The sequence below is a fragment of the Streptomyces asiaticus genome (genome assembly GCF_018138715.1).
GTDB classification, from domain to species: Bacteria; Actinomycetota; Actinomycetes; order Streptomycetales; family Streptomycetaceae; genus Streptomyces; species Streptomyces asiaticus.
In genome coordinates this window covers 5890189-5916378 of record NZ_JAGSHX010000006.1, presented here as the reverse complement: position 1 = coordinate 5916378, position 26190 = coordinate 5890189, and the positions used below count along the sequence as shown (strand labels likewise).

Below are 26190 nucleotides of genomic sequence, written 5' to 3'. Positions count from 1 at the left end.
TCAGTACTGCGCCTGGAGATGCTCCCAGAAGCCGTCCCGCAGCGCCCGCCGCAGATCGGCGTGGGCGCGCAGCGAGAGCCGCAGCAGCCCCTCCGCGTCGATCAGCAGCTCCTGGTCCACGGAGCCGGGCAGATACGGATGGCCCGGCAGCAGCTCCGCGAGGGTCTCACGGCCGCGTGCGGACAGCCACTGGGCGGCGATCTGCGCTCCGACGAAGCGCACCTCGTCCCGGGTCGGGGCGGGCCCGCACAGGGGCGCGTCGCCGTTCGGCTCGTAGCCGGTGGCCCGCCGGGTGACGTACGGCTTGCAGAAGTCGAGGTCGAACGTGCGCTGGCTGTCGACCTCCCACAGCAGCGGCTCGGCCTGGTTGCGCCCGTCGAGGGCCTCGATGCCCCAGAGGTGGACGCGTGCCCCGTAGCCCTGCGCCGCCTCGACCGCGGAGACCAGGTCCTCGTCGCCGCCGATCAGCACGGCGTCGCCGATGGCGCGGTGGCGGGCGAGGGACTCCAGGTCGGAGCGGATGAGCGAGTCGACGCCCTTCTGCTGGTTGTTGGCGTTGAGGTTGCCGAGCCGGACCTTGACGTCGGGCAGCTCGGCGATGCCCTGCTGCTCCGGGGTGTGGATCCGGCGCCGGGCGCCGTCGAACCAGTAGACGCGCAGCAGCCTGCTGTCCGGGAAGATCGTGCGCGCCTTGTCGATGAACGCCTCGATGAGCCCCTCGGCATCCAGCTCGAACGCCCGGCGGTCCTCCGTGCCCGCGACCAGCCGCCCGGCGGCGGCATAGACGTACCCCGCGTCCACGAAGATCGCGTGAGTCGAGGGGGTGGTCGCGACCTCGGCCAGTACGCGCTGGAGCAGCTCGTTCGTGCGTTCGATGCCCGCGACGATCGAGGCGAGGTCTTGTTGGCCCGGAGGCATGGCTTCACTCATACGCGGTTCATTCTCCGGGCGGCTCTGTGAGGGGCACAACCGGACCCCGCCCCGGCTACCAGCGGATACTTAGGCTGCGAAAAAATTTTATTAGCGTAGGGAATGTTTTCGGGGGACCCTTTGGTTGAACACGTACAGGAGGGCGCGGCAGCGACGCTGCGCGACTCCGTACACATCAGTTCTCCTCAGGAGGATCAGACGAAGGGAGAAGCCTTGCGCTTCGAGATCATGCGCCTGGACGACATCGATGGCAGCGCCATCGAGAGCACCGTCGTAGACGCCGCCTCCGTCAACCGGATCGTGCAGCAGGCCGCCGCAATCGGCCAGCGCATCTACATCCGTCCAGCCGACACCGCCGCCCGGTAGTGCCGTAAGGCCCTCCCAGCAGCACAGAGCATCGAGCGCCCCCGTACAGACGGTACGGGGGCGCTCGTGCGTGTCAGGCGGTGTGGGCCACCTGGATGACGCCGTTGATGATCTGCTGCACCGCGATGGCGGAGAGCATCATGCCCGACAGCCGGGTGACCAGCACCACTCCGCCTTCCTTGATCACGCGGATGATCAGCAGCGAGTAGCGCATGGTGACCCACAGCACGACATGCATGGCCGCGATCGCGGTCCACACCGCCACCTGATCGCCGATCCCGCGCGCGTGCTGGACGGCGAGGATCACCGAGACGATCGCACCCGGCCCGGCCAGCAGCGGCATGCCGAGCGGGACGAGCGCGACATTGACGTCCTTGGTCTGGGTCGGCTCGTCGTTCTTACCGGTGAGCAGATCGAGCGCGATCAGCAGGAGCAGCAGCCCGCCCGCGATCATCAGCGCGGGGACCGAGACATGCAGATAGTCGAGGATCTGCTGACCCCCGATGCCGAAGACGGCGATGACGCCGAAGGCGACGGCCGCCGCCTGGCCCGCCATCCGGCGCTGGACCTTGGCGGGGCGGCCCGAGGTCAGCGCCAGGAAGATGGGCGTGATGCCCGGCGGGTCCATGATCACGAACAGGGTGAGGAAGAGGGAGCCGAAAACGGCGACGTCGAACACGGTGAATGGCCTTGCGGGGACGAGCAGCGGTGCGTGCTGATGCGGTACGGGAGACGAAGGGAAGACGGAGTAGCGGGAGAGCGGCGGGGGCTCAGCCGCCCGTGCCCGGCACCGGGAAGGCCCCGGTCGCCCGGCGCACGATCTCCCCGTAGACCTCGGGATCGGTCGTGTACTCGCCGAGCCGACAGGTCTTACGGCTGCCGTGGTAGTCGCTGGAGCCGGTGGTGAGCACGCCGAGCTCGGCGGCGAGACCGCGCAGCCGCGCACGGGTGTCCTCGGCGTGGTCCATATGGTCGACCTCGATACCGTCGAGGCCCGCCGCCGCCAGCTCGCCGATCGCGCTCTCCGGAACGCACTGGCCGCGCTTGACGGCCAGCGGATGCGCGAAGACCGCGACCCCGCCGGCGCCCTTGATCAGCCGGATCGCGTCGAAGGGGTCCAGCTCGTGCTTCTCCACATGCGCCCGGCCGCCGTCGGCCAGCCAGTCCTGGGTGAAGGCGTCCGAGACGCTCTCCACGACGCCCAGCTCGACCAGCGCGGTGGCGATGTGCGGCCGTCCGACGGCTCCGTCCCCGGCGATCTCCGCCACCCGCTCCCAGGTGATCGGCACATCCAGCTCGCGCAGCTTCGCGACCATCGCCCGGGCCCGGGGCACCCGGTCGTCGCGCACCAGCTCGCGCTCGCGCGCCAGCTCGGGCTCGGCCGGGTCGAAGAGGTACGCCAGCATGTGCAGGCTGACCCCGTTGAGACGGCAGGACAGCTCGGCGCCGGTGATCAGCGTCAGCCCGGAGGGCAGCGCCTTCGTCGCCTCCTCATAGCCGCCGACGGTGTCGTGGTCGGTGAGCGCGACGACGTCCAGCCCCTGGGCGGCGGCGTTCCGTACCAGCTCGGCGGGGGTGTCGGTACCGTCCGACGCAGTGGAGTGGGTGTGCAGATCGATGCGCACGGCACGGGCTCCAAGCTGCGTTCGGGATGGACCGAGGGGACGCCCCAGCATAACCACGCCCGCACCCGCCCGCGTCGGCGGGCCCTGACCTGTGCATGACGTACCGGCCCGGAGGGAACGGGACGGGGCTCAGGGCGGGGGACGGGGCTCAGGGCGAGAGCAGCCTCGGGGAGAGCGCCCCGCAGGGCACCAGGTCGACCTCGGCCCCCGCGTCCCGCAGATCGGTGAGCACCAGCTCGTCGTACATCAGCAGCCCGGTCTGCTCGGGCCAGACGACCGCCCACAGCCACAGCCCGCACGCCTCGCCCGCGAAGACCGCGCGGTCGTCCGGGGTGCCCTCGACATGCCACAGCGGGGTGGGCCGCCCGGCGGCCAGCACCTTGACGTGCGGCGGCTTGTCCACCCGCATCCCCGGCCCCGGATCGGGCCCCGGGAGGCCCGCGAACCGCGCGCCGAGGCCGACGCCCAGCTCCTCGGCGATCAGCAGCAGCTCACCCGGGCCGCCCAGCGGTCCGGGTCCCGAGCAGGCCACGGCGGTGGCACGGCCGCCGCTGCGGTCGTCCCCGGCGCAGGCCACACCGGTGAACAGCCAGCCCACGGGCAGCGGCCACGGCATCCATACGGGCACCCGGGCGCGGTTGGTGACGACCACGAGTGCTTCGACGCTCGGCGGGACGACCGGCTGGAGGGGGTGCACCGTGCCGTGCACACCGCACTGCCAGGAGTCGGCGAAGAGACCGGGCGCTCGCACCCGGCCACCGCACTTCGGGCAACTGGGTTCGCCCCTCATAGGGCCCCACGGTCCTCCCCGGTCGTCGTCGCGTCAAGGACGATCACCCGTCCGGAGGTCACTTCCCGCACCAGTTCCCGTACGGCCCCGCCAGGGTTCCCTTACGGCCCTGCCAGGCTTCCCGTACGGCCCCGCCACGGCTCCCGTCCGGCTTCGCGCCCGGGGCATCGCGGGGCTTCCGTACGGATCTCAGCCCGACAACGGCACCCCGGGCCGCACCGGGTCGCGCAGATCCGTGCCGTGCCGCAGCCAGCGGTCCTGGAGGGCGCCGGCGCCGTGCACCCGCTTCCACGCCGCCTCGTTCGTGGTCATCGGCAGCATCGGCAGGAAGCGCACCGGCTCCATGGGCTCCAGCAGCTCCAAGTCCTCGACCAGGCCGCCCGGTTCGGCGACCAGGACGGAGCTGAAGGGCGCCCCGGGCCACAGCGGCCCGCCGAGGTCCAGCGACGCGCCGGGGGTCACCACGACCCCCTCGACCTGGGGCGAGGCGGCCAGCACGGCGAGCGGGCGGAGCACCTCGTCGAGTACGGAGAGGTCGGGACCGGAACCGCCCCTCCTCACGGTCAGCACCAACTCGGCGCGCGGCCCGCGCAGCGGGTCGGCGACGGCGGCGGTCGGGCTGGTCATAGGATGGTCCGACATGCCGAGGGTGGCGTAGCGGATCACATCGCTCTCATCGCGGAATCGCAGCACCTCGATGCGGTCCGTACCGACGAAAGTGACGGCGGCGCGGGCGTCCGGCTCGCCCAGCGCGGTGATCAACCGGGCTTCGACCAGCTGAAGAACGTCTGACATGCGGTGAGCATAGATCGCGTATCGAACAGGCAAAGCGGCGACGTAACGCTTCTGCCGACTGATAGCCTTAATCTCTGCCCAGGGAGTTACAGATCGTCCCTCACGGGGGACCGGCCGGAGGAGGTGGGGCTGCGGTGGATCCTAGTCGACCGTGCAGTACCGACAGTTCTCCCGTCGTTTCCCCTTGGTATGCGGCTTCATGATCTGAGCCTTCCGTACCCCGCCGCCGTGCGGTGAAACACGCGAAGCCCACTCGCATCCAGGGCATCTGACGGTAGAGCGCCTTCGTACCGCTTTGTTCAGTTCCGAAGAACCTTCCGTCAGCGCCATCGCACGGAGCGCCGCCCGCTTTGCGGACGTACGGGCACGGGGTGTCGTACGTCCACCTTCCGGGCGCCGCGCTGCGCCGCGCGCCCGCCGCTGACGGCCGGCCTGTGAAGGAGCCCGTCATGTCGATGATCCGTGACCTGCGCGCAGCCGTTCGGCCCGCCCTGCGCCGTTCCCGCACCGCCAGCGACTACGACGCGACGCGTGACCCGTCGGTCACCAGCGCCGTGGTCGACTGCGGGGTCTACCGCGACGGCAAGAGGGTCAGCGAACACGTGAGCCCGGCGAAGGCCATGGAGCGGGTCCGCGAGGAGGGCGGGTTCGCCTGGATCGGGCTGCACGAGCCGACCGAGCGCGAGTTCGCGGGGATCGCCCAGGAGTTCGGGCTGCACCCGCTGGCGGTCGAGGACGCGGTGCAGGCGCACCAGCGGCCCAAGCTGGAGCGGTACGACGACACCCTCTTCACGGTCTTCAAGACCATCCACTACGTGGAGCACGCCGAACTCACCTCGACCAGCGAGGTCGTGGAGACCGGCGAGGTGATGTGCTTCACCGGCCGGAACTTCATCGTGACCGTCCGGCACGGCGGCCAGGGCTCGCTGCGCGCCCTGCGCCACCGGCTCCAGCAGGACCCGGAGCTGCTCGCCAAGGGCCCCTCGGCGGTGCTGCACGCCATCGCCGACCAGGTGGTCGACGGCTATCTGGCGGTCGCCGACGCGGTCCAGGACGACATCGACGAGGTCGAGATCGACGTCTTCTCGGCCGCGACCTCCCGGCGGGGCGGCGACGCGGGCCGGATCTACCAGCTCAAGCGCGAGGTCCTGGAGTTCAAGCGGGCCGTCTCGCCGCTGCTGCGGCCGATGCAGCTGCTGAGCGAGCGTCCGATGCGGCTGGTGGACCCGGACATCCAGAAGTACTTCCGGGATGTCGCGGACCATCTGGCGCGGGTCAGCGAGCAGGTGCTGGCCTTCGACGACCTGCTGAACTCGATCCTCCAGGCCAATCTGGCGCAGGCCACGGTGGCGCAGAACGAGGACATGCGGAAGATCACATCCTGGGCGGCGATCTTCGCCGTGCCGACGATGATCGCGGGGATCTACGGCATGAACTTCGACTACATGCCGGAGCTGCGCTGGAAGTTCGGCTACCCGACCGTGCTCGTGGTCACGGTGGGCATCTGCTTCGCGATCCACCGCGGCTTCAAGCGCAACGGCTGGCTGTAGGGCCGGACGGCGGGCGGGCCTCGCCCTCACTCAGCCGGTTTCGTTCGACGCGCCCTTCCCGTCCGCCATGATGACCAGCGCGAGCCCGCCGAGGATCACCCCGAGCGCCGGGTAGGCGGCCACGGGCGGCATCTGGCCCAGCCACAGGGCCGCGATCAGGGCCGCCCCCGGCGTCTCCAGCAGGATCGCGGTCGAGGTGACGGACGGGCCGAGGCCCTTGACCACCCGGTTGATGAGGGTGTGCCCCAGCAGCTGCGCGGTGACCGTCAGCGCGGCCAGCCGCAGCCAGGTGGTGCCGCTGTAGCCGCCGAGCTCCGCGCCCGCCACCAGGCAGGTCAACAGCAGGAGCACGCTGGTGGTGGTGTAGCAGACGTAGGCGTACGCGGTGGTGCTCACCGAACGGCGCACCTCCGCCCCGAGCAGCACGTACCCGGCCGCCGCGATCCCGCCCAGCAGCGCGAGCCCGTCGCCCAGCAGGGCACGCGGGGAGGCGGACAGATCGACCCCGGTGAGGATCACCACACCGAGGATCGCCAGGCCCATGCCCAGCCAGGCGAGCGCGGGCGGGCGGTGGCCGCGCAGCCGCAGCAGCAGCGCCGTCCAGATGGGGGTGGTGGTCACCAGGGCGGTCGAGGAGGCCACGGAGGTCATGTGGAGGCTCGGCAGCCAGGCCCCGAAGTGCACCGCGAGCAGCGCCCCCGCCCCGACCGACAGCAGTGCCGTCCGGCGGCCCATCCCGCGCAGCTCGCCCCGGTGGCGCCACAGGGCGAACGGGGTGAGCGCGCCCACCGCCATGGCGTTGCGCCAGAAGGCGATGGCGAGCGCGGGCGCCACCGTCGCGGCGGCCAGCGGCGCGGAGAGCGAGACCCCGGCGATGGCGACCGTAAGGAGCGCGATGTCCACGGGACCGCTGTGGAAGCGGCCACCGTCACCGGGTGCGGTGGGCGTGGCGGCGGGGGCTGAGGCGCGGGCGGCACGGGCGGTGGGCACGGCGCCAGGGTAAGGCGCGTGGCCCCGCGACGGAACTGACATTTCACGAGCTGGGACGGGTGTCGGACTGGCCTAGGCTGTCGGCATGACGCAGACGCCGATGGACCGTGCCCTTGTCGAGGAGGCGGCCAAGAAGTCCGCCCTCATCTGGGTCCAGGGCACCGAGGGTGCCCCGCGCGCCCTGTGGCACATCTGGCACGAGGGCGCGGTCCTGCTCGTCGGGGACGGGCCCGACGAACAGCCCCTCGAGGACCTCGGGCTGACCGACGGCGGCAGCGCCACCGTGACCGTGCGCAGCAAGGACAAGGGCGGGCGCCTGGTGAGCTGGTCCGCGCGGGTGGCCGAGCTGGCCCCGGGCGGCGAGGCGTGGACCGCGGCGGTCGACGAGCTCAAGGGCAAGCGGCTGAACGCGGCGGACGCCGACCACATCGCGGAGCGCTGGGCCCGTGAGTGCCGGGTGCTGCGGCTGGAGCCGGCGCCCGGGGCGCTCGCCGGGCACCCCACCGGCTCCCTGGCGGCGGCCCCGCTGCCGTCCCCGGCGATCACCCGCCGACCGATCCCGGCCGCGCTCCCCAAGCTCCTGGCCCGCCGCAAGAAGCGGGCCCGTGACGCCCGTAAGGACGCGTCCTAGCCGGGTGACGCCCGTAAGGACGCGTCCCAGCGAACCGACGACCGTAAGGACGTGTCCTACGGGAAGGACGTGTCCTACGGGGTGTCCGGCGGGCCACGCGGCGGAGCCGCACAGCGGTGCTTCCCCCTCCCCGCCCCTTCCCGCAACTGGGGCTCCGCCCCAGACCCCGGGGTCCAGGGGCGGAGCCCCGCACGCGGCGGCGCCGCATATCGTCTGGTGCCGGGAAGGGGCAAGGCTCACCCGCGCCTACGGCGTCTCCGGGATCTGCTGCCCGTAGTCGAGCACATGGCCCTTCTCCGGGGCGGTGAGCTTGAAGCCCTGGTTCCAGTCCGCGAGCCGGATCACGCCCGCGCCGCCCGCCCGCTGGAGCCGCAGCGGATACGGCCTTCCCTCCAGGGAGACGTCGAGCGAGCCGCCCTCACCGGCCTTGCCGGCGCTGATGGTGATGGTCCGCACGCCGTCCACCTGTCCGTGGTCGCCCGTGGCGATCTTGCCGTGCAGTCCGAGCAACCCGTCGAGCAGCAGCTTCATATCGGTGAAACCGCTGAGCCGCTGGTAGGAGGGGTCGCCGGAGGGGACCTTCACATACTTGTTGTCCAGCTTGCCGGCCGCGTTGCCCACGCCCCCGCCGCTCTCGCCGCCGCCACTCTCGCCGGCGTGCGAGCCGTCGTGCGACCAGAAGCCCGCGTCGGCCTTGAGGTAGAGCTCCTTGCCGACGCGCAGCAGCTCGAAGCTGGAGCCCTTGGTGGAGACCTGGCCCGTGCCGCCGTCGGCGTTGAGCCGCATGTCCAGCTTGTAGGTGGCTCCACTGGTGACGAGGTTGCCGGAGAGCCGCACCGATTTCGCGCTACTGGCCGCCAGACGGGCCTTGCTCTCGATCTTCGTGGCGGGGAGCTTTCCCACGCCGTTCGTCCCCGCGTCGGGGTCCTTCTCCCCGCCGCCGCCACACGCGGCGAGCGTGGCGGCCAACCCCGCGCACATCGCCGCAACGACAGCCCTGTTCCGGGTGCGCACGTCCGCTCTGCCTCCTGATGCCGGTGCAGTAGGGCAGCGTACCGGTGCCGTCCCCCGGTGTCCGCAGGGTGCCGGGGTGCCCTCGCCCGGCGGCAGGGCAGGTGCGGGCACGTTAGCCTGAACCCGGTGAAGAGCGGATTATTGCCTTGAACGACCACGAAACCTGACAAGTAACCCCGGATACGAGGGGAGGCAGGGCATGCCGACAGGCACCCCCCGGGTCTTCGTCTCGCATCTCGCGGGCATCGCCGTCTTCGACCCGAACGGCGACCAGGTGGGGCGGGTGCGCGATGTCGTGGCGATGCTGCGGCTGGCCGGCCGCCCGCCGCGGGTGCTCGGCCTGGTGGTCGAGGTGGTCGGCCGGCGCCGGATCTTCCTGCCCATGACCCGGGTGACCGGCGTGGAGTCCGGCCAGGTCATCACCACCGGCGTGCTCAACATGCGCCGCTTCGAACAGCGCCCCACCGAGACCCTGGTCATCGGCGAACTGCTCGACCGCACGGTGCGGATGGTCGAGACCGATGAGCCGGTGACGGTCCTGGACGTGGCGATGAGCCAGCTGCCCTCGCGCCGGGACTGGGAGGTCGACAAGGTCTTCGTCCGCCGCGGCAGGACCCGCGCGCTGCGCCGCCGCGGCGAGACGCTGACCGTGGACTGGTCGGCGGTCACCGGCTTCTCGCTGGAGGAGCAGGGACAGGGCGCGGAGAACCTGCTGGCCACCTTCGAGCAGCTGCGCCCCGCCGACCTGGCCAATGTGCTGCACCATCTGTCCGCCAAGCGCCGGGGCGAGGTGGCGGCGGCCCTGGACGACGAGCGGCTCGCGGACGTCCTGGAGGAGCTGCCCGACGACGACCAGGTGGAGATCCTCGGCAAGCTCAAGGAGGAGCGCGCGGCCGACGTCCTGGAGGCCATGGACCCCGATGACGCGGCCGATCTGCTCTCCGAGCTCCCCGAACCCGACAAGGAGCGGCTGCTGGACCTGATGCGCCCCCGGGACGCGGCGGACATGCGGCGGCTGATGTCGTACGAGGAGGGGTCGGCGGGCGGTCTGATGACGACCGAGCCGATCGTCCTGCGCCCGGACGCCACCGTCGCGGACGCGCTGGCCCGGGTGCGCGACCAGGACCTGACCCCCGCGCTCGCGGGCCAGGTCTATGTCTGCCGCCCGCCCGACCAGACGCCCACCGGGCGCTATCTGGGCATCATCCACTTCCAACGGCTGCTGCGCGACCCACCGTTCACCCTCGTCGGCGCGGCCGTCGACTCCGATCTGCCGACGCTGCCGCCGGACAGCCCGCTGCCTGTCGTCGCCGGCCATCTGGCCACGTACAACCTGCTCGCGGCGCCCGTCGTGGACGAGACCGGCTCGCTGCTCGGCGCGGTGACGGTCGACGACGTCCTGGACCATATGCTGCCGTCCGACTGGCGGGAGCGCGAGCTGCACGCCGGGATGGCCCTGCCGAAGGCCGCCGATGGACGGTGACGGCGGCCGTCTGGACCGGCCCAAGGCGCCGCGCCGCAGTCCGCTGCCGCGCTGGGACCCCGAGGCGTTCGGCAAGGTGTCGGAGCGGATCGCGCGCTTCCTGGGCACCGGGCGGTTCATCGCCTGGATGACGGCCTTCGTGGCCTTATGGCTGCTCTGGAACATCCTGGCGCCGCCGCGGCTGCGGTTCGACCCGTTCCCGTTCATCTTCCTGACGCTGATGCTCTCGCTCCAGGCGTCGTACTCCGCCCCGCTGATCCTGCTGGCCCAGTACCGGCAGGCCGACCGCGACCGGGTCAGCCTCGAACAGGACCGCAAGCGGAACGAACGGTCTATGGCCGACACCGAGTTCCTCACCCGGGAGATCGCGGCACTGCGGACGGGCCTGGGCGAGGTGGCCACCCGCGACTGGCTCCGCGACCAGCTGGCGGACCTGCGCCAGGGGCCGGACGGCGGCCGGAGCGCCCCGCGGCCGGGCGGCCACGGCGAACCCCGGCCGAGTGAGGAACGCGACCGCTGACGGCCGTCCGCGCCCCGCCCACGGCGCCGTACCATCTCCGTATGGCTACCGACACCCTCCCAGCGCCGAGCGAAGACGCGGTACGCGCCGCGCTCGCGACGGTCAACGACCCGGAGATCCACAAGCCGATCACCGAACTCGGCATGGTCAAATCCGTCGAGATCGCGGCGGATGGCTCGGTCGCCGTGGTGGTCTACCTCACGGTCTCCGGCTGTCCGATGCGGGACACGATCACCGGCAATGTGCGGACGGCGGTCGCCGAGGTCGAGGGTGTGACCGGAGTCACGGTCGACCTCGAGGTGATGAGCGACGAGCAGCGGCGTGAGCTGGCCGCTTCGCTGCGCGGCGGCCAGGCCGAGCGCGAGGTGCCCTTCGCCAAGCCCGGCTCGCTGACCCGGGTGTACGCGGTGGCCTCCGGCAAGGGCGGGGTCGGCAAGTCCTCGGTGACGGTCAACCTGGCCGCCGCGCTGGCCGCCGACGGGCTCAAGGTCGGCGTGGTGGACGCCGACATCTACGGCCACTCGGTGCCCCGCATGCTGGGCGCCGACGGACGGCCCACCCAGGTCGAGAACATGATCATGCCGCCGTCCGCGAACGGTGTGAAGGTGATCTCGATCGGGATGTTCACCCCGGGGAACGCCCCGGTGGTCTGGCGCGGGCCGATGCTGCACCGCGCGCTCCAGCAGTTCCTGGCCGATGTCTACTGGGGCGACCTCGATGTGCTGCTGCTCGACCTCCCCCCGGGCACCGGCGACATCGCGATCTCCGTCGCCCAGCTGGTGCCCAACGCCGAGATCCTGGTGGTGACCACGCCGCAGCAGGCCGCGGCCGAGGTCGCCGAGCGGGCCGGCGCGATCGCCGTCCAGACCCATCAGAAGATCGTCGGCGTGGTGGAGAACATGTCCGGGCTGCCCTGCCCGCACTGCGACGAGATGGTCGACGTCTTCGGCACCGGCGGTGGCCAGGTGGTCGCCGACGGGCTCAGCCGGACCACCGGTACGACGGTGCCGGTGCTGGGCGCCATCCCGATCGACGTACGGCTGCGCGAGGGCGGCGACGAGGGCAAGCCGGTCGTGCTGACCGACCCCGACTCCCCGGCGGGCAGCGCGCTCAAGGCGATCGCGGGCAAGATCGGCGGGCGCCGGCGCGGCCTCGCGGGCATGTCGCTGGGCGTCACCCCGCGCAACAAGTTCTGAACAGGTTCTGAGCGAGGCTGAGGGGCGGTTTCCCCGGGGAAACCGCCCCTCTCAGCCGTGTACGGCCCTACCCGTCCTGCCCGTCGTAGCGGGCGATGTCCTTCACGACGGCGAAGCCCAGGCCGTAGGCGCTCATCCCGCGCCCGTACGCCCCGATGTGCACGTCCTCGTTCGCCGTACCGGCCAGCACCCAGCCGTACTCCGACTCGCGGTAGTGGAAGTCGGTCGGCACCCCGTCCACCGGGAGCGACAGCTGCGACCAGCTCTCGCCCTCCAGATCGTCCGCCAGCTCCCAGGCGATCGCGGTCTGCTGGTCCAGCCAGTCCTGGCGCAGCGCCCGCTCCATGCGGGTCGGCCAGGTGCACGACAACAGACCGGATCCGGCCAGCCAGGCGGCCGAGGAGACCGAGGTGGCCTCCAGCTTGCCGGTGCCGTCGGCGCTGTCCCGCCCCGGGCGGCTGGCGACGGTGACGACGACCGTGAAGCGCTGCTGGTCCATATCGGTCTCGACCTTCAGGGACGGTTCCTCGCCATGGCCGGTCGAGCCGTACTCGACGATGCCGTCCGCCGCCGCACCCACCTGCATCAGCCAGCGGGGGCCGGTGAACGCCTCGTCAAGCCCGTACCAGGGGAAGGCGGCCATCAGATAGCCGTCGACGCTCCGCCGGGCGTCGGCGGGCATCCCCTGCGCGGCCGCTGCCACCCCTCGTTCCCCTAGCCGACCCGTGGTCTCCATGTGCGCGCGGCCTCCTCGTTTGCCCTGCGTCGTGGGCGGCCCGCCCCCCTCGGGCGACCCTCACCCCGGACAAAGGGAGGATAGCCATACGGGTCAACCAGGCCGGGCATACGGGGGGATCAAGTGGCGTCGGAGTCGAACGGCGGACGCTCCTCGCGCCCCGGCTCCTCGCGCTTGCGCAGCAGGTCAGGCGTGCTGGAGTCGTCCTTGGACAGGGACAGCGGGGTGGTGCCGGAAGCCCCTGAAGAGCCCTGCGGCGGATCACTCTCCCGGCCGTGCACCGCGTCGGCGACCTCGGCCATCTCCTTACGGAGGTCGAAGCCGTTACGGATCTCCTTCAGGCCCAGCTCATCCGAGTCCAGCACGTGCTTGCGCACGAACGTCTTGGGGTTGAGGTCCTCGAACTCGAAGTCCTTGAACTCCGGCCCCAGCTCGGAGCGGATGTCCTCCTTGGCGCTGTCGGAGAACTCCCGGATCTTCCGGATGAACTGCGTCACGTCCCGAATCACCTTCGGGAGCTTGTCCGGGCCGAAGACGAGCACCGCAAGGACAACGAGCGCGACAAGCTCGAGAGGTCCTATGTCCAACACCTTGCAGCTCCTCAAGACGTCCGGGCCCCGGCCTGGGCCACTCAATACCGTACCTGGCGGTGGGGTCGGCGCGGGAGACGGCCGGGCCAACAACGGGCGTCAGCCGCTGCTCGCCGAGCCCAGGGTCAGCTCCGCGGCGCGCTCCTTGCCGTCGCGCCGGACGGTGAGCCCGAGCCGGTCCCCGGGGCGGTGGCTGCGGATCTTCACGATCAGCTCCTGGCCGCTGTGCACCCGGACGCCGTCCACCTCCGTGATCACGTCACCGGGCTTGATCCCCGCCTTGTCGCCGGGGCCGCCCGCGGTGACCGGCGCACCGCCGTCGGCACCCTTGGTGTTCACCCGGGCACCGTCGCCCGTGTAGCCCATGTCGAGGGTGACGCCGATGACCGGATGGGTGGCCTTCCCGGTGTTGATCAGCTCCTCGGCGACCCGCTTGCCCTGGTTGATCGGGATGGCGAAGCCCAGACCGATGCTGCCGCCCTGGCCGCCGCCGAGGCCCGAGCCGTCGTCGGCGGCCCGGATCGCGCTGTTGATCCCGATGACCCGCGCCTTGCGGTCGACCAGGGGGCCGCCGGAGTTGCCCGGGTTGATCGGGGCGTCGGTCTGGAGCGCGTCGACATAGCTGACGTCGCTGCCGTCCTCCTTCTCGCCGCCCGCGGTGATGGGGCGCTCCTTGGCGCTGATGATCCCGGAGGTGACCGTGCCCGCCAGGTCGAAGGGGGCGCCGATGGCCACGACGGGGTCGCCGACGCGCACGGAGTCGGAGTTGCCCAGCGGCAGCGGGGTGAGCCCGGAGACGCGGTCCACCTTGATCACCGCGAGGTCGTACCCGGCGTCCCGGCCGATCACCTCGGCCTTGGCATCCTGGCCGCCGTTGAAGGTGACCGATATGTCGCCGTCCGTGCCGGCGGGCTGGACGACGTGGTTGTTGGTGAGGATGTGGCCCTGCTTGTCGAGGACGAAGCCGGTGCCGGTGCCCTCCTCCGCGCCGCCGCGCACATGGATGGTCACCACGCCGGGCAATGAGCGGGCGGCGATCCCGGCGACGCTGCCCGGGGACCTGGCCTCCTTCTCGACCGGGGCCTGCGGCAGCTTCACATCGACGCCCCCGGAGGCGCGGTCCCGCTCCGCGTAGGCGCCGATACCGCCGCCGAGGCACCCCGCGACCAGGGCGATCAGCAGCACGGCGATCCAGGCGCCGCGGCGGGAGACGGTCTTCCGCTCGCGCTCGGCGGGCGGCGGGATCACGGTCCAGGGGTCGTAGCCGCCCCACTGGACGTTCTGGGCGGGCTGGGCCATGGGGGCGCCCTGGTGGCCCTGGTGGGGCTCTCCGGGGCCCGGAGGCAGCTGTGTGCCGTGCGGCGGGGTCATCCCGGGGTGCCGCGGCAGGGGCGGGGGCGCGCTCCGGCCCGGTACGGGCCCCGCGGCGGGCGGCACGGTGGTGCCGTGCGGCGGGGTCATCCCGGGCGCCTGGGACGGCGTCCGGGGCGGCGCCTGAGCCATCCCGGGCGGGACATGCGTGCCCTGCGCGGGGGTCGCCACCGGGTGCTGAACCGGCGGGGCCGGGGCCCAGGGCCCGGGGTCGCCGTAGGGCGGGGTGCTGTACGGATCGGGCTCGTGCAACGGCCGGGGCGCCCGCTCCTCGGGCGCCGGGCCCTCCACGGGGGCGTCCACCGGCTCCGGCGCCACTCGCTCGGCGACCGCCTCCGTACGCTCCCCGGCGCCCTCCGCCGCGTCGTTCGGCCGGTCGCCGGGTCGCGCGGCGGCCGGGCGGCTCCACCACTTCGGCTTCGGCTCGGGCCCAGGGGCCCTCGGCTCGTCCATGATCTCCCCAAGTTCCCGCAGACAGGCAGGGACCGCACCCGTCCGGGGTATACATCGCCGCCTCCGGGTCGCGCTGCCCGGAGGCGATTCAATCAGGTCCGTCGGCGCTCGCGCAGGGCGGACGAAAAGACCTTGTCATGATCGGCAAAGACACGGGCGGCCGGAAACGGGATGCCGTGATCGCCGTCGTACCGCTTCCGCGCTACTTCTTCCGTGCTACTTCGGGGGCGCGCTGACCCCGAGGTACGGCGAGCCGCCCGACGCGGGCCCGGACGGGACCTCCAGCTGGGTCGGCCGGGGGGCCGGGGGCGTGGAGTTCGACGTCCGCAGCAGCTCCGTGACCGACAGAATCGGCTGTATCAGCGGATTCAGCGCCGCCACGGGCTGGCGCAGGGACGGTGGGTACGGGGTGGCCGTCGGGGACGGGGCGCCCGTGCGGGTGTCCGTGGTGGCCAGCAGGCCCACGTCCTGGCGGGTGCGCTCCCGGACGCCCGCGTTCACGGCGGTGTCGGCGCCCGCCGGGGAGACCGCGGTGTCGGCCCCGTCGGCCGAATTGCCCGGGGGGTCGACCGCCGCGTCCAGCGGCAGGGCCGCGCCGAGCGCGAAGGCCGCCAGGGAGACCGCTCCGGCCGCCGCGAAGGCGAACCTGCGGCGCGGGGCGGGGCGCTCGACCTCATGGATCCGGAAGCCGCGCTGACGCGAGGCGCGGGCCGACGCCGCCGGTGCGATCGCGGTACCCGGGGGCATCGCGGGCACGAAGGCGAACGCCCGCTCCCGTCTCTCCTCCGGCTCCCGCACATCGCCCAGTTCGCGCACATCCCGCGATCCGCCGCGCAGATCGCGCGGGCCGAAGACGCCCGAGCCCCCGAACGGGGAGCCACCCATACCGTCATCGCCGCCCGCGGCCGGCAGGCCCTGGAGCCGGGCCAGAAAGCCCTCCGACGGTGCCGGGGGCGCCGTCTGGGCGAACACGTTTTTCAGCCGACGCTGAGCATCGGCCTCCGCCTTGCACTTGCAGCAGGTGGCGAGATGGGCGAGGACGCGCTCCCGCGCGTCATGCCCCAGCTCACCGTCGACCAGAGCCGCAAGGCGGTCGCCGAGATGCTGCTCGGCGGGGGACGGACCGCCTGATCGGGTCACGCGATTCCGACCTCCCCGCTCAGCCGGGGGGCCGTGACACCCGGCGCCGCCGCGGCGACCTCATGCTGCTGACCGGTCCGCGCCGCGGGGGCGCGGTGCTGGAGCGCCTTGCGCAGATGCGAGCGGCCGCGGTGGATACGGCTGCGCACGGTGCCCAGCTTGACGCCCAGGGTGGCCGCGATCTCCTCGTACGACAGCCCCTCGATGTCACAGAGCACCACGGCGGCGCGGAACTCCGGGGCGAGGGTGTCCAGCGCCTGCTGCACATCCGCGTCGAAGTGGGTGTCGTTGAAGTGCTGCTGGGGAGAGGGCTCGCGGCTGGGGAGCCGCTCCGCCGCGTCCTCGCCGAGCGCGTCGAAGCGGATGCGCTGCCGACGGCGGACCATGTCGAGGAAGAGATTGGTGGTGATGCGGTGCAGCCAGCCCTCGAAGGTGCCCGGGGTGTACGTCGACAGCGAGCGGAAGACGCGGACGAACACTTCCTGGGTGAGATCCTCGGCATCGTGCTGGTTACCGGTGAGCCGGTAGGCGAGGCGGTAGACCCGTGCGCTGTGAGTGCTGACGATCTCCTCCCAGGTGGGAGGCGTCCACGCCGCGTCCGCATCCGTGGCGAAGGTCGCGGTGGTGGCGGACTCGGCGAGGGGCGCACCTCCCGTGCCCTTCGGGCTACGGGGGTGAGAACGGTCAGCGGTGTTGGTCACGGATTTCGGCTCGCCCACTGACCTGCGAAAGCGCTTCAGCACTCGCCGGTCACCGGCCGCAGCCGCACCTCCCCTGTCGGCTCTGGTGGTCTCCAGTAGAGCCCCTACCATATCCACCTCGCCCGTTAGCTCCGGATAAGCATTTTTGACCTGCATTTGGTCGTGATCCATACAGTCCCCCCGGCTTCTACAACGCCTGGTCCCATCTGCGGGTTCCCGTGCGCAGCGGATACAGTCACCGTTGCGCCAACTACGGGGACAGGAGAGGGTCATTACCGGCAACCGGCAGACGAGCTGGGCGTTCGCCGACGCGTTCGTCGCCGAGGACGAAGCCCTTCACTGGGCCCGTGACCGGGCCCGGGAAGCAGGGCTGCGCTCGGTGTCGGCAGGCACCGGCGCCGCGCTGCGGCTGCTCGCTGCCACCGCCGACGCCAAGGTCGTCGCCGAGATCGGCACCGGGACGGGCGTCTCCGGAATCCACCTGCTGCGCGGAATGCGCCCGGACGGCGTGCTGACCACCGTGGACACCGAACCGGAGATGCAGCAGTTCGCCCGGCAGGCGTTCCGCGAGGCCGGATTCACCGGGAACCGGGCCCGCTTCATCCCCGGCCGCGCCCTCGACGTCCTGCCCCGGCTGGCCGACGGCGGATACGACCTGGTCTTCTGCGACGGCGACCGGCTGGAGTGCCTGGACTACCTCGCCGAATCGTTGCGGCTGCTGCGGCCCGGCGGACTGGTCTGCTTCGAGGGGGTCTTCACCAACGGGCGGACCGTGGACTCCGCGGCCCAGCCCACGGAGGTGCTGCGGGTGCGCGAGCTGCTGCGGACCGTACGGGAGTCCACCGTGCTCCAGTCGTCCCTGCTGCCGGTCGGCGACGGCCTGCTCTGCGCGGTCAAGCGGGGCTGAATCCCCACGTCCGGTCGGGGCTGGATCCCAACGGCCGGACCGGGCCGAAACCGCGCGGCCGGGCGGGGCCGAAACCGCGCGGCCGGAACGGCCGGAACGGCCGGAACAGTCGGAAGGGCCGGGAACAGCCGTCCGCCGCCTCCGGCGGAACCCCCTACAAGCGCTGCCCCGGCGGTCGGTACCTGACGTACCGGCCGCCGGGGCAGCGCGCGGGTGATGGTGGGCCGCAAGCCGTCAGCCGACAACCTTCTTCAGGGCGTCGCCGAGGGCGTCGGCCTCGTCCGGTGTCAGCTCGACGACGAGCCGACCGCCGCCTTCGAGCGGAACGCGCATGACGATGCCCCGCCCCTCCTTGGTCACCTCGAGCGGGCCGTCGCCCGTCCGCGGCTTCATGGCCGCCATGCTCGTTCCCCTTCCTGAAACCAGCTCATCGCAGCCGACAACCCAGGTGTCACCGGCATCGAACACGTTGCTTCCCCGTCATTATCCCGCATGGCACGACCCGATGACCAACATCGGTCGGCAACGCCTGTACGAGGCGCTCTCCCAAAACCACTCAATTCGGGGAGGGGATCGCGGTAGCGTACGCCCGCCGTCACCGAACGAAGGGTCGGTTCTTTGACGCAGGTCACATGTCGGTCGGTCATGATCTCCGGCATGCTGTGCGCTGACCGCCGCGGCGGGCCTTCTCCCGGGCCCGCCGGTGCGGCCGCAGCCCGAGCCGCCCACCCGCCTCGCCCCACCGCCGGAGGACCGCCATGGCCGACACCGTGCTCTACGACCTCACCGAGGGTCTCGCGACGATCACGCTGAACCGTCCCGACGCGATGAACGCCCTGAACATCGACACCAAGGAGGCGCTGCGCGACGCGCTGCTGGAGGCCGCGGAGAGCCCGGCGGTACGGGCCGTGCTGCTCACCGGCTCCGGGCCGCGCGCCTTCTGCGTCGGCCAGGACCTCAAGGAGCACACCGGACTGCTGGCCGCCGACCGCGACGGCAGCGGCGAGGGGTCGACCATGAGCACGGTGGCGCTGCACTACAACCCGATCGTCACCGCGATCGCCGGGATGCCGAAGCCGGTGGTCGCCGCGGTCAACGGCGTCGCGGCGGGCGCCGGGGCGGGCTTCGCCTTCGCCGCCGACTACCGGATCGTCGCCGACACCGCCTCCTTCAACACCTCCTTCGCCGGGGTCGCGCTGACCGCCGACTCGGGCGTCTCCTGGACCCTTCAGCGGCTGATCGGCTACGGCCGGGCGGCGGATCTGCTGCTCTTCCCGCGCACCATCGACGCCCAGGAGGCGCTCGGCCTGGGCATCGCCCACCGGGTGGTCCCGGCGGAGGAGCTGGCCTCCGAGGCGGCGGCGGTCGCCCGGCGGCTGGCCGAGGGCCCCACCGCGGCCTATGCCGCGATCAAGGAGTCCCTGGCCTTCGCCGCGGGCCACACCCTCACCGAGGCCCTGGCCATGGAGGACGAGTTGCAGCGCCGCGCGGGGGCCTCGGACGACCACGCCATCGCGGTGAACGCGTTCGTGAACAAGGAGAAGCCGAGGTTCACCGGCCGCTGACGGGACCCCGCCCCGGCGGCCGGCGGTCGGGGCGCTCAGACCGCGTCGCGGATGTGGCAGTCGGCCAGATGGTCGTTGACCAGGCCGCACGCCTGCATCAGCGCATAGGCCGTGGTGGGGCCGACGAAGCGGAAGCCGTGCTTCTTGAGGTCGCGGCTGAGGGCCGTGGACTCGGGGGTGATCGCGGGGACATCGGCGAAGGTCCGCGGGACCGGGCGGCCGTCGGACGCCGGGGCATGGGACCAGATCAGCTCGCTCAGCTCACCGGGGGCCAGGGCCGCCGCGGCGCGGGCGTTGGCGATCGTGGCGGCGATCTTGGCGCGGTTGCGGATGATGCCGGGGTCGGCGAGCAGCCGCGCCTCGTCGGCCTCGGTGAACTCCGCGACCTTCTTGATCGAGAAGTCGGCGAAGGCGGCCCGGAACCCCTCCCGGCGGCGCAGGATCGTCAGCCAGGACAGCCCGGACTGGAACGCCTCCAGGGAGACCCGCTCATAGAGCGCGTCATCGCCGTGGACCGGGCGGCCCCACTCCGTGTCGTGGTAGACGCGGTAGTCGGCCATGGTCTCGCTCTCCAGGCCCCAGGGACAGCGCGGCAGACCGTCCGGCCCCTCGACCACACCCTGCTCGCTCATGCGCCATGCCCTTCGTATCCGCGGCCCTCGAGGCCGTTCCCCTCGAAACCGCGCCGCCCGAAGGCGTCGAAGCCCTTGCCCTCGAAACCGCCGTCGAAACCGCTGTCCTCGAAGCCGCCGTCCTGCACGCCGCGCCGCTCGGGCCCGGGGCCCTCGAGGCCGCCCGGCCCGAAGCCATGGTCGCTCTCCAGGGCCGACAGCGGATCGGGGCCGGGCCCGGAGGGCGACAAGGGCTTCGGGCGCGGACCGGCGAGCGCCGCCTCCAGCTCGGCGATCCGGGCGTCCCGCTCGGCGAGCTCGGCGCCGAGGCGGCCCAGCACATCGTCGACATCCGCCATCCGGTAGCCGCGCAGCGTCATGGGGATCCGCAGCCCCTCCACATCGGCGCGCGCCAGCGGCCGGTCGGCGGGCAGCGGATCGTCCAGCCGGTCGGGGGGCGCGTCGGTGAGCGGGCCGTCACCGCCGCCGACGACGGCGAGCGTGACCCCGCCGACCACCACGACCAGCGCGATCAGCAAGAACAAGAACACGGTGATCGTCTCCCCGTCAGATGCATGGTTGAGTCTGTGTCCGTCGGCCTCGATAACTGTCTGCCCCGATCGTGCCATGCCCCTCGGACAGTTATCGTCGCTGCCCGCAACCTGGAAGAAGACGTGAGGGAAGTTCGATGCTGCGGCTGGGACGACGTGAGTTCGGCGAGAACGACCGGGTGATCATGGCGATCGTGAACCGGACGCCGGATTCCTTCTACGACCAGGGTGCGACCTTCAGCGACGAGCCCGCCCTGGCCCGGGTGGAGCAGGCGGTCGCGGACGGCGCCGCGATCATCGACGTCGGCGGCGTCAAGGCCGGTCCTGGCGACGAGGTGAGCGCCGAGGAGGAGGCGCGCCGCACGGTGGGCTTCGTGGCCGAGGTGCGCAGGCGCCATCCGGACGTGGTGATCAGTGTGGACACCTGGCGCCATGAGGTCGGCGAGGCGGTCTGCGCCGCGGGCGCTGATGTGCTCAACGACGTCTGGGGCGGGGTCGACCCCAAGCTGGCCGAGGTCGCCGCCCGGTACGGCGCCGGGCTGGTGTGCACCCACGCGGGCGGGGCCCGGCCGCGCACCCGCCCGCACCGGATCGGCTACGACGACGTGGTGGAGGACATCCTGCGGGTCACCCTGGAGCTCGCCGAGCGCGCCGTCGAGCTGGGGGTGCGGCGCGACGGGATCATGATCGACCCGGGCCATGACTTCGGTAAGAACACCCGCCACTCACTGGAGGCGACGCGCCGGCTGGGCGAGCTGACGGAGACCGGCTGGCCCGTCCTGGTCTCGCTGTCCAACAAGGACTTCGTCGGTGAGAGCCTGGACCGGCCGGTCAAGGAGCGGCTGATCGGCACGCTCGCGACGACCGCCGTATCGGCCTGGCTGGGGGCCCGGATCTACCGGGTGCACGAGGTGGCGGAGACCCGTCAGGTGCTGGACATGGTGTCGTCCATCGCGGGCCACCGGCCCCCGGCGGTCGCCCGCCGGGGGCTGGCCTGAGTGGACCGTGGGGGCCGGCCTGAGTGGGCCGTGGGGACTGGCCTGAGTGGGCCCGTGGGGACCGGCCTGAGTGGGCCCTGAGGAGACGCCCGCGGTCAGGGGCCGGACTCCTTGGTCACCAGGTCGATCACCTCGTCGATGTCATCGGTGAGGTGGAACAGGTCCAGGTCGTGCGGGGACGCCTTGCCCTCGGCGATGAGGGTGTTGGTGAGCCAGTCGACCAGGCCCTTCCAGTAGGCACTGCCGAAGAGGACGATCGGGAAGCGGGTGACCTTCCTGGTCTGGACGAGGGTGAGCGCCTCGAAGCACTCGTCGAGCGTGCCGAGCCCGCCGGGCAGCACCACGAACCCCTGGGCGTACTTCACGAACATCGTTTTCCGTACGAAGAAGTAGCGGAAGTTGACCCCGATGTCGACATACGGGTTCAGGCCCTGCTCGTACGGCAGCTCGATGCCCAGGCCGACCGAGACACCGCCCGCCTCGGTCGCACCGCGGTTGGCCGCCTCCATCGCGCCGGGGCCCCCGCCGGTGATCACCCCGAAGCCCGCTTCCGCGAGGGCCCGGCCGATCCGCACCCCCGCCTCGTACTCCGGGGACCCCTCGGGCGTACGGGCGGAACCGAACACGCTGATCGCCCGGCCCAGCTCCGCCAGGGTGCCGAAGCCCTCGACGAACTCCGACTGGATGCGCATCACCCGGAACGGGTCCTCGTGCACCCAGTGGGTGGCCCCCTGGGTGTCCAGAAGCCGCTGGTCGGTCGTCTCGGGTCGCATCTGATGGCGGCGGCGCACGACCGGGCCCAGACGCTGCTCCCGCAGCGCTCGCTCTTCTTCGGCGTTGCCCACTGAGTGCTCCCTTCGCCAAGACCAAGATCTGGTCAAAGATCTGTGCTTCAGGGTAGGCCCCTCGGGCGGCATAAAGCCGAAATCCGGGCCACGCTCACCCGCCGAACCGCTGATCACACAGGTGCACGGTCGGCTAGCGGCGCTAGGGGGGTGTGGTGCCCGGCGGGGCTCTCTCCCCTACCCGCCCCTTCCCGCAGTATCGACATGCGGCTCCGCCGCGTGGCAAGGGCTCCGCCCCTGGACCCCGAGGCCCGGGACGGAGCCGCATATCGATGCCACGGGAAGGGGCAGAGCCCCGGTCCGGGGTCTGGGGCGGGGTTCCGGCCCGGAGCCTAGGCGGAACCCCGGCTTCGGGGTCTGGGGCGCAGCCCCGGCCCAGGGCCTGAGGCGAAACCCCGGTCCAGGATCTGGGGCGCAGCCCCGATCTCGGGGTCTAGGGCAAAGCCCCCGGTCCAGGGGTCTGGGGCGCAGCCCCGGTCTCGGCGTCTGGGGCGCAGCCCCGATCCGGGGGCTGGGGCGGAGCCCCAGTTTCGGGAAGGGGCGGGGAGGGGAACAACCCGCCGCGGGCGTCACCGGCCGCTGGGCATCGCCTAGTGGGTCAGCCAGGCCCGCAGTCGTTCCTCGGCCTCCAGGACGGCGGCGACCGGGACGTGCTCCTCGCGGGTGTGGGCCAGCTTCGGATCGCCGGGGCCGTAGTTCACGGCGGGCACGCCGAGCGCCGAGAAGCGGGCCACATCGGTCCAGGCGTCCTTGGGCGCCACCTCCACCCCGAGCGTCGCCACGAGCGCGGCGGCCGACGGATGCGCGAGACCGGGCAGGGCGCCGGGCGCGCTGTCGGTGAGCTCGACCTCGAAGCCGGTGAAGACCTCGCGGACGTGCGCGAGCGCCTCCTCCTCGGAGCGGTCGGGGGCGAAGCGGAAGTTCACCGTCACCGTGCAGAAGTCAGGGATGACATTGGTCGCGTGGCCGCCCTCGATCGTCACGGCGTTGAGGCCCTCGCGGTAGGTGAGCCCGTCGATCTCCGCCCGCCGGGGCAGGTAACCGGCCAGCCGGTCCAGGATCGGCGCGGCCTTGTGGATGGCGTTCTCGCCGAGCCAGCTGCGCGCGGAGTGGGCGCGCCGACCCTGGGTGCTCACCCGCACCCGCAGCGTGCCCTGGCAGCCACCCTCGACCTTGCCGTCGGTGGGCTCCAGCAGCACGGCGAAGTCCCCGGCCAGCCACTCGGGGTGGTTCCTGGCCAGCCGCCCCAGCCCGTTGAGCTCGGCGGCGACCTCCTCGTGGTCGTAGAAGACGAAGGTGAGGTCGCGGTTGGGTTCGGGCACCGTGGCGGCCATGCGGAGCTGTACGGCGACGCCGGACTTCATGTCGGAGGTGCCGCAGCCCCACAGGATGCCGTCGTCGTCGAGGCGCGAGGGCACGTTGTCGGCGATCGGCACGGTGTCCAGATGGCCCGCCAGCACGACCCGCTCGTCCCGGCCCAGGTTCGTCCGGGCCACGACGGCGTCCCCGTCCCGGTCCACGGTCAGCTGGGGCAGGGCCCGCAGGGCCTGCTCCACAGCGTCGGCGAGCGCCTTCTCCTCACCGCTGACCGAGGGGAAGTCGACGAGCCGGGCGGTGAGCCGGGCCGCGTCCAGGGACAGGTCGAGTGCTGGGTGTGCCATACCCGCGACCCTAGCCGGTCGGCCCGTGCGCCCGGCGGCCCCCGGGCGGCCCCCGGGCGGCCCCCGGGCGGCCCCCGGCCCCGGCCGCCGACCACCCGGCCCCCGGCCCCCGGTCACCCCCGCCAACGTGGCGTTCCCCACCCCGCGCCCCGGAACCGGAAACAGGCCGCGGGAGGCTCCAGTACCGTGTGGCCCGTGCCCCTGTCCGTCTTCTCCCACCGCGCCCGTCTGCTGCGGGCCGCGGTCGCCTGTGCCGTACTGCTGGGCCTGGCCGGTTATCTGGCGGCGCAGCTGGTCACGGGCGGTGTGGGACCGCCGCGCTGTGTCGTACGGGCGGGCGGCGTCCAGGTGCGGCTCTCCCCCGAGCAGACCGTGAACGCCGCCACGATCGAGGCCGTGGCCGCCTCCCGCGGACTGCCCGAGCGGGCCGTCACCATCGCGCTGGCCACCGCCCTCCAGGAGTCGGGGCTGCGCAACATCCGCCACGGCGATCGGGATTCGCAGGGGCTGTTCCAGCAGCGCCCCTCCCAGGGCTGGGGAAGTGTGCAGCAGATCCGCGATCCGGTCTACGCCGCCGGGCAGTTCTACGACGACCTGGTGCGGATGCCCGGCTATTCGCGGCTGCCGCTGACGGTGGCGGCGCAGCGGGTGCAGCGCAGCGGCTTCCCGCAGGCGTACGCGAAGCACGAGACCGAAGCGGTGGTGCTGACCGGCGCCCTCACCGGGCGCTCCGGGGCGGCCCTCAGCTGCCCGGGACCGCCGGACGACGGCGAGGCGGGCGATCCGGTGCGCGTACGGGCCGCGCTCAAGCGGGAGTTCGGCCCGGAGACGGAGGCGCGGCCGGCCCTGGCCGGGCACGGCGGCGGTCAGCAGGCCGCCCCCTCGCCGCACACGGTGCTGGTTCCGGTGCCCAAGGCGGCGGCCCCGGGGCGTGCCGGGCAGCGCGGCTGGGAGATCGCGCACTGGGCGGTGGCCCACTCGGACGAGTTGCGTATCGAACATGTCTCTTACGGCGGCCGCGAATGGAATGCACGGAATTCCGGGGCGGGTTGGCGTCCGGCCAAGGGGATTTCCGGGGCGGAAGTACGGATCGACACCATGCGATAGCGCATGGAATCACCGCAGTTCAGAGCGGCTGACGGTGGATTGCGTGGTACGTACGGCGGAATGGTCCGGGCGTATTACGCGCAGAAACGGATAATGCGACGCATTACCAACTCTTTGCCTTGGGGCACCGCAACCTTCGCGAGGTTCACGCGGTATTCACAGCGTCCGAATCGCCGGACGCAGACGCCAATTGTCCCCTCGCCAAAGGAGCACCATGTCCCTCCCTCTCACCCGTCGGATCGCCCGCGCCGCGCTACTGGTCGCGGCGAGCGCGACTCCCGTCGTCGGCGCCGCCGGCGCCGCGAGTGCGGCGGAGCCGGCCCAGCCGCAGACCTCCAACCTGGGGCTGTCCTCGCTGGACGCCGCCTCGGTCGGTGAGGTCGCCGACGTCGCCTCGCAGCAGGTCGGGAGCACGGCGGGTGACGTCAGCGGCAAGGCCGGCGGGACCGTCAAGGAGATCCTGCCGGGCCGGGCCGCCCCGGCGAACGTGACCCCGGCCAAGCCCGCGCAGCCCGCAAAGCCCGCGAAGCCCGCCAAGGGCGGGAAGACCGCCAAGTCCCACAAGGCCGCCAAGAGCGCCCCGGCCAGGGCCGCCCACGCCAAGGCCGCCGGTAAGAGCGAGAGCCGGGCCCTCGGGCACGGGAAGGGCAAGGGCGGCGCCCACGCCAAGGGCAAGGGCAAGGGCAAGGCGATGCGACCCGCGCAGCCCGCCCCGGCCGCCCCGGCCGCGCCGGCCACCGCCCCGCAGCCCCCCGCGCCCAGCGCCCCGCAGGGCGCGGACCTCCCGGTCAGGGGCCTGCCGATCAAGGGCCTGCCGCTGCTCGGCTGATCGCCCACCGGACGTACGCAGGGGCCCGGGGAGCACTCGCACTCCCCGGGCCCCTCCGGGTCCATCGGCCCGTAGCGGGGTGCCCAGCGGACCACGCGGCGGCCGCATATCGGGGCTTTCCCCTCCCCGTCCCTTCCCGATACCAGGGGCTCCGCCCCTGGACCCCGGCTCCCGGGGCAAAGCCCCACCACCCGGCGGAGCCGCACACCGATGTCGCGGGAAGGGGCGAAGCCCC

Annotated in this window: 27 protein-coding genes and 1 pseudogene; 11 read left to right on the top strand and 17 right to left on the bottom strand. The window is 72.3% G+C overall.

The genetic code is table 11. From position 1 onward, the window contains the following. Entirely contained in the window at positions 1-930 is a 930-nt protein-coding gene (locus KHP12_RS32845; RefSeq protein ID WP_086883310.1) for an NYN domain-containing protein, read from the bottom strand. A 213-nt stretch (positions 931-1143) separates the two neighbouring features. Between KHP12_RS32845 and KHP12_RS32840 the strand changes: the two genes are divergently transcribed. After that, positions 1144-1296 carry a DUF8834 family protein gene (locus tag KHP12_RS32840; protein ID WP_020868604.1) on the top strand — a complete coding sequence of 51 codons (153 nt, stop codon included), beginning with the start codon at positions 1144-1146 and terminating at the stop codon, positions 1294-1296. Between the two features lie 73 nt (positions 1297-1369). Here KHP12_RS32840 and KHP12_RS32835 read toward each other — a convergent pair whose 3' ends face one another. The 4 genes from KHP12_RS32835 to KHP12_RS32820 form a co-directional block, all read right to left on the bottom strand. Next, entirely contained in the window at positions 1370-1975 is a 606-nt protein-coding gene (locus KHP12_RS32835) for a MarC family protein (protein WP_037952251.1), read from the bottom strand. Positions 1976-2066: 91 nt separating this feature from the next. Next, positions 2067-2921, bottom strand: a complete 855-nt coding sequence (locus tag KHP12_RS32830) for a PHP domain-containing protein (protein WP_086883311.1) — start codon at positions 2919-2921, stop codon at positions 2067-2069. Between the two features lie 148 nt (positions 2922-3069). Then, positions 3070-3711, bottom strand: coding sequence for a DUF6758 family protein (locus KHP12_RS32825; protein WP_086883312.1), 642 nt, complete (start codon positions 3709-3711; stop codon positions 3070-3072). Positions 3712-3900: 189 nt separating this feature from the next. Beyond that, positions 3901-4506 carry a suppressor of fused domain protein gene (locus KHP12_RS32820; RefSeq protein ID WP_086883313.1) on the bottom strand — a complete coding sequence of 202 codons (606 nt, stop codon included), beginning with the start codon at positions 4504-4506 and terminating at the stop codon, positions 3901-3903. A 449-nt stretch (positions 4507-4955) separates the two neighbouring features. On the opposite strand from KHP12_RS32820, the gene corA reads away from it, so the two are divergent. Beyond that, positions 4956-6056: a magnesium/cobalt transporter CorA gene (gene corA, locus KHP12_RS32815; RefSeq protein ID WP_086883314.1), complete on the top strand. Its 1101-nt coding sequence runs from the start codon at positions 4956-4958 to the stop codon at positions 6054-6056. A gap of 30 nt (positions 6057-6086) precedes the next feature. Here corA and KHP12_RS32810 read toward each other — a convergent pair whose 3' ends face one another. Continuing rightward, the gene (locus KHP12_RS32810) at positions 6087-7088 is read right to left on the bottom strand and encodes a DMT family transporter (RefSeq protein ID WP_246648743.1); all 1002 of its coding nucleotides are present in this window, start codon (positions 7086-7088) and stop codon (positions 6087-6089) included. Positions 7089-7131: 43 nt separating this feature from the next. Here KHP12_RS32810 and KHP12_RS32805 point away from each other — a divergent pair, with 43 nt between their 5' ends. Continuing rightward, positions 7132-7677: a hypothetical protein gene (locus tag KHP12_RS32805; RefSeq protein WP_086883316.1), complete on the top strand. Its 546-nt coding sequence runs from the start codon at positions 7132-7134 to the stop codon at positions 7675-7677. A gap of 246 nt (positions 7678-7923) precedes the next feature. Here KHP12_RS32805 and KHP12_RS32800 read toward each other — a convergent pair whose 3' ends face one another. Next, positions 7924-8691, bottom strand: a complete 768-nt coding sequence (locus KHP12_RS32800; protein ID WP_208653290.1) for a hypothetical protein — start codon at positions 8689-8691, stop codon at positions 7924-7926. A gap of 199 nt (positions 8692-8890) precedes the next feature. Between KHP12_RS32800 and KHP12_RS32795 the strand changes: the two genes are divergently transcribed. From KHP12_RS32795 to KHP12_RS32785, 3 genes are read left to right on the top strand one after another with little or no spacing between them, the layout of a single operon-like run. Further along, positions 8891-10174 carry a magnesium transporter MgtE N-terminal domain-containing protein gene (locus KHP12_RS32795; protein WP_086886306.1) on the top strand — a complete coding sequence of 428 codons (1284 nt, stop codon included), beginning with the start codon at positions 8891-8893 and terminating at the stop codon, positions 10172-10174. Beyond that, entirely contained in the window at positions 10164-10694 is a 531-nt protein-coding gene (locus KHP12_RS32790; RefSeq protein ID WP_086886305.1) for a DUF1003 domain-containing protein, read from the top strand. The genes KHP12_RS32795 and KHP12_RS32790 overlap by 11 nt, the downstream gene beginning before the upstream one ends. Before the next feature lie 41 nt (positions 10695-10735). Next, positions 10736-11890, top strand: a complete 1155-nt coding sequence (locus tag KHP12_RS32785; protein ID WP_086886304.1) for an Mrp/NBP35 family ATP-binding protein — start codon at positions 10736-10738, stop codon at positions 11888-11890. Positions 11891-11957: 67 nt separating this feature from the next. On the opposite strand, the gene KHP12_RS32780 is transcribed toward KHP12_RS32785, so the two are convergent. From KHP12_RS32780 to sigE, 5 genes are all read right to left on the bottom strand, one after another. Continuing rightward, the gene (locus tag KHP12_RS32780) at positions 11958-12626 is read right to left on the bottom strand and encodes a hypothetical protein (protein ID WP_037952229.1); all 669 of its coding nucleotides are present in this window, start codon (positions 12624-12626) and stop codon (positions 11958-11960) included. Positions 12627-12745: 119 nt separating this feature from the next. After that, on the bottom strand, positions 12746-13216 hold the full coding sequence (locus KHP12_RS32775) for a sec-independent translocase (protein ID WP_037952227.1): 471 nt from the start codon (positions 13214-13216) through the stop codon (positions 12746-12748). A gap of 99 nt (positions 13217-13315) precedes the next feature. Next, positions 13316-15040, bottom strand: coding sequence for a S1C family serine protease (locus KHP12_RS32770; protein WP_210609815.1), 1725 nt, complete (start codon positions 15038-15040; stop codon positions 13316-13318). Positions 15041-15256: 216 nt separating this feature from the next. Further along, positions 15257-16180 (bottom strand): anti-sigma factor family protein, encoded by a 924-nt coding sequence (locus KHP12_RS32765; protein ID WP_086885989.1) that lies wholly within the window; start codon positions 16178-16180, stop codon positions 15257-15259. Next, positions 16177-16992, bottom strand: coding sequence for an RNA polymerase sigma factor SigE (gene sigE, locus KHP12_RS32760; RefSeq protein ID WP_078559185.1), 816 nt, complete (start codon positions 16990-16992; stop codon positions 16177-16179). Before sigE ends, KHP12_RS32765 begins: the two co-directional genes overlap by 4 nt. Before the next feature lie 130 nt (positions 16993-17122). Between sigE and KHP12_RS32755 the strand changes: the two genes are divergently transcribed. Beyond that, positions 17123-17788 (top strand): O-methyltransferase, encoded by a 666-nt coding sequence (locus tag KHP12_RS32755; RefSeq protein ID WP_037952223.1) that lies wholly within the window; start codon positions 17123-17125, stop codon positions 17786-17788. A gap of 234 nt (positions 17789-18022) precedes the next feature. On the opposite strand, the gene KHP12_RS32750 is transcribed toward KHP12_RS32755, so the two are convergent. Then, entirely contained in the window at positions 18023-18190 is a 168-nt protein-coding gene (locus KHP12_RS32750; protein ID WP_003966491.1) for a DUF3117 domain-containing protein, read from the bottom strand. A 356-nt stretch (positions 18191-18546) separates the two neighbouring features. Here KHP12_RS32750 and chcB point away from each other — a divergent pair, with 356 nt between their 5' ends. Then, the gene (gene chcB / locus KHP12_RS32745; RefSeq protein WP_086885988.1) at positions 18547-19353 is read left to right on the top strand and encodes a 2-cyclohexenylcarbonyl CoA isomerase; all 807 of its coding nucleotides are present in this window, start codon (positions 18547-18549) and stop codon (positions 19351-19353) included. Between the two features lie 35 nt (positions 19354-19388). Here the strand turns inward: chcB and KHP12_RS32740 are convergent, their stop codons facing one another. Both KHP12_RS32740 and KHP12_RS32735 read right to left on the bottom strand, forming a co-directional pair. After that, on the bottom strand, positions 19389-19985 hold the full coding sequence (locus tag KHP12_RS32740; protein WP_037952218.1) for a DNA-3-methyladenine glycosylase I: 597 nt from the start codon (positions 19983-19985) through the stop codon (positions 19389-19391). A 239-nt stretch (positions 19986-20224) separates the two neighbouring features. Continuing rightward, positions 20225-20521: pseudogene (locus tag KHP12_RS32735) on the bottom strand (DivIVA domain-containing protein); the annotation flags it as partial. A gap of 131 nt (positions 20522-20652) precedes the next feature. Between KHP12_RS32735 and folP the strand changes: the two are divergent. Further along, entirely contained in the window at positions 20653-21513 is an 861-nt protein-coding gene (gene folP / locus KHP12_RS32730; RefSeq protein ID WP_086885987.1) for a dihydropteroate synthase, read from the top strand. A 95-nt stretch (positions 21514-21608) separates the two neighbouring features. On the opposite strand, the gene KHP12_RS32725 is transcribed toward folP, so the two are convergent. Together KHP12_RS32725 and dapE are read right to left on the bottom strand one after the other, a co-directional pair. Further along, a complete protein-coding gene (locus KHP12_RS32725; protein ID WP_037952212.1) occupies positions 21609-22358 on the bottom strand; it encodes an LOG family protein in 750 nt (249 codons plus the stop codon). Between the two features lie 590 nt (positions 22359-22948). Continuing rightward, on the bottom strand, positions 22949-24019 hold the full coding sequence (gene dapE / locus KHP12_RS32720) for a succinyl-diaminopimelate desuccinylase (protein WP_037952210.1): 1071 nt from the start codon (positions 24017-24019) through the stop codon (positions 22949-22951). 186 nt (positions 24020-24205) lie between these two features. Between dapE and KHP12_RS32715 the strand changes: the two genes are divergently transcribed. Together KHP12_RS32715 and KHP12_RS53485 are read left to right on the top strand one after the other, a co-directional pair. Further along, on the top strand, positions 24206-25126 hold the full coding sequence (locus KHP12_RS32715; protein ID WP_086886591.1) for a VldE C-terminal domain-containing protein: 921 nt from the start codon (positions 24206-24208) through the stop codon (positions 25124-25126). A 214-nt stretch (positions 25127-25340) separates the two neighbouring features. Continuing rightward, on the top strand, positions 25341-25955 hold the full coding sequence (locus KHP12_RS53485; RefSeq protein WP_372455244.1) for an ATP-binding protein: 615 nt from the start codon (positions 25341-25343) through the stop codon (positions 25953-25955). The last annotated feature ends 235 nt before the right edge of the window (positions 25956-26190 follow it).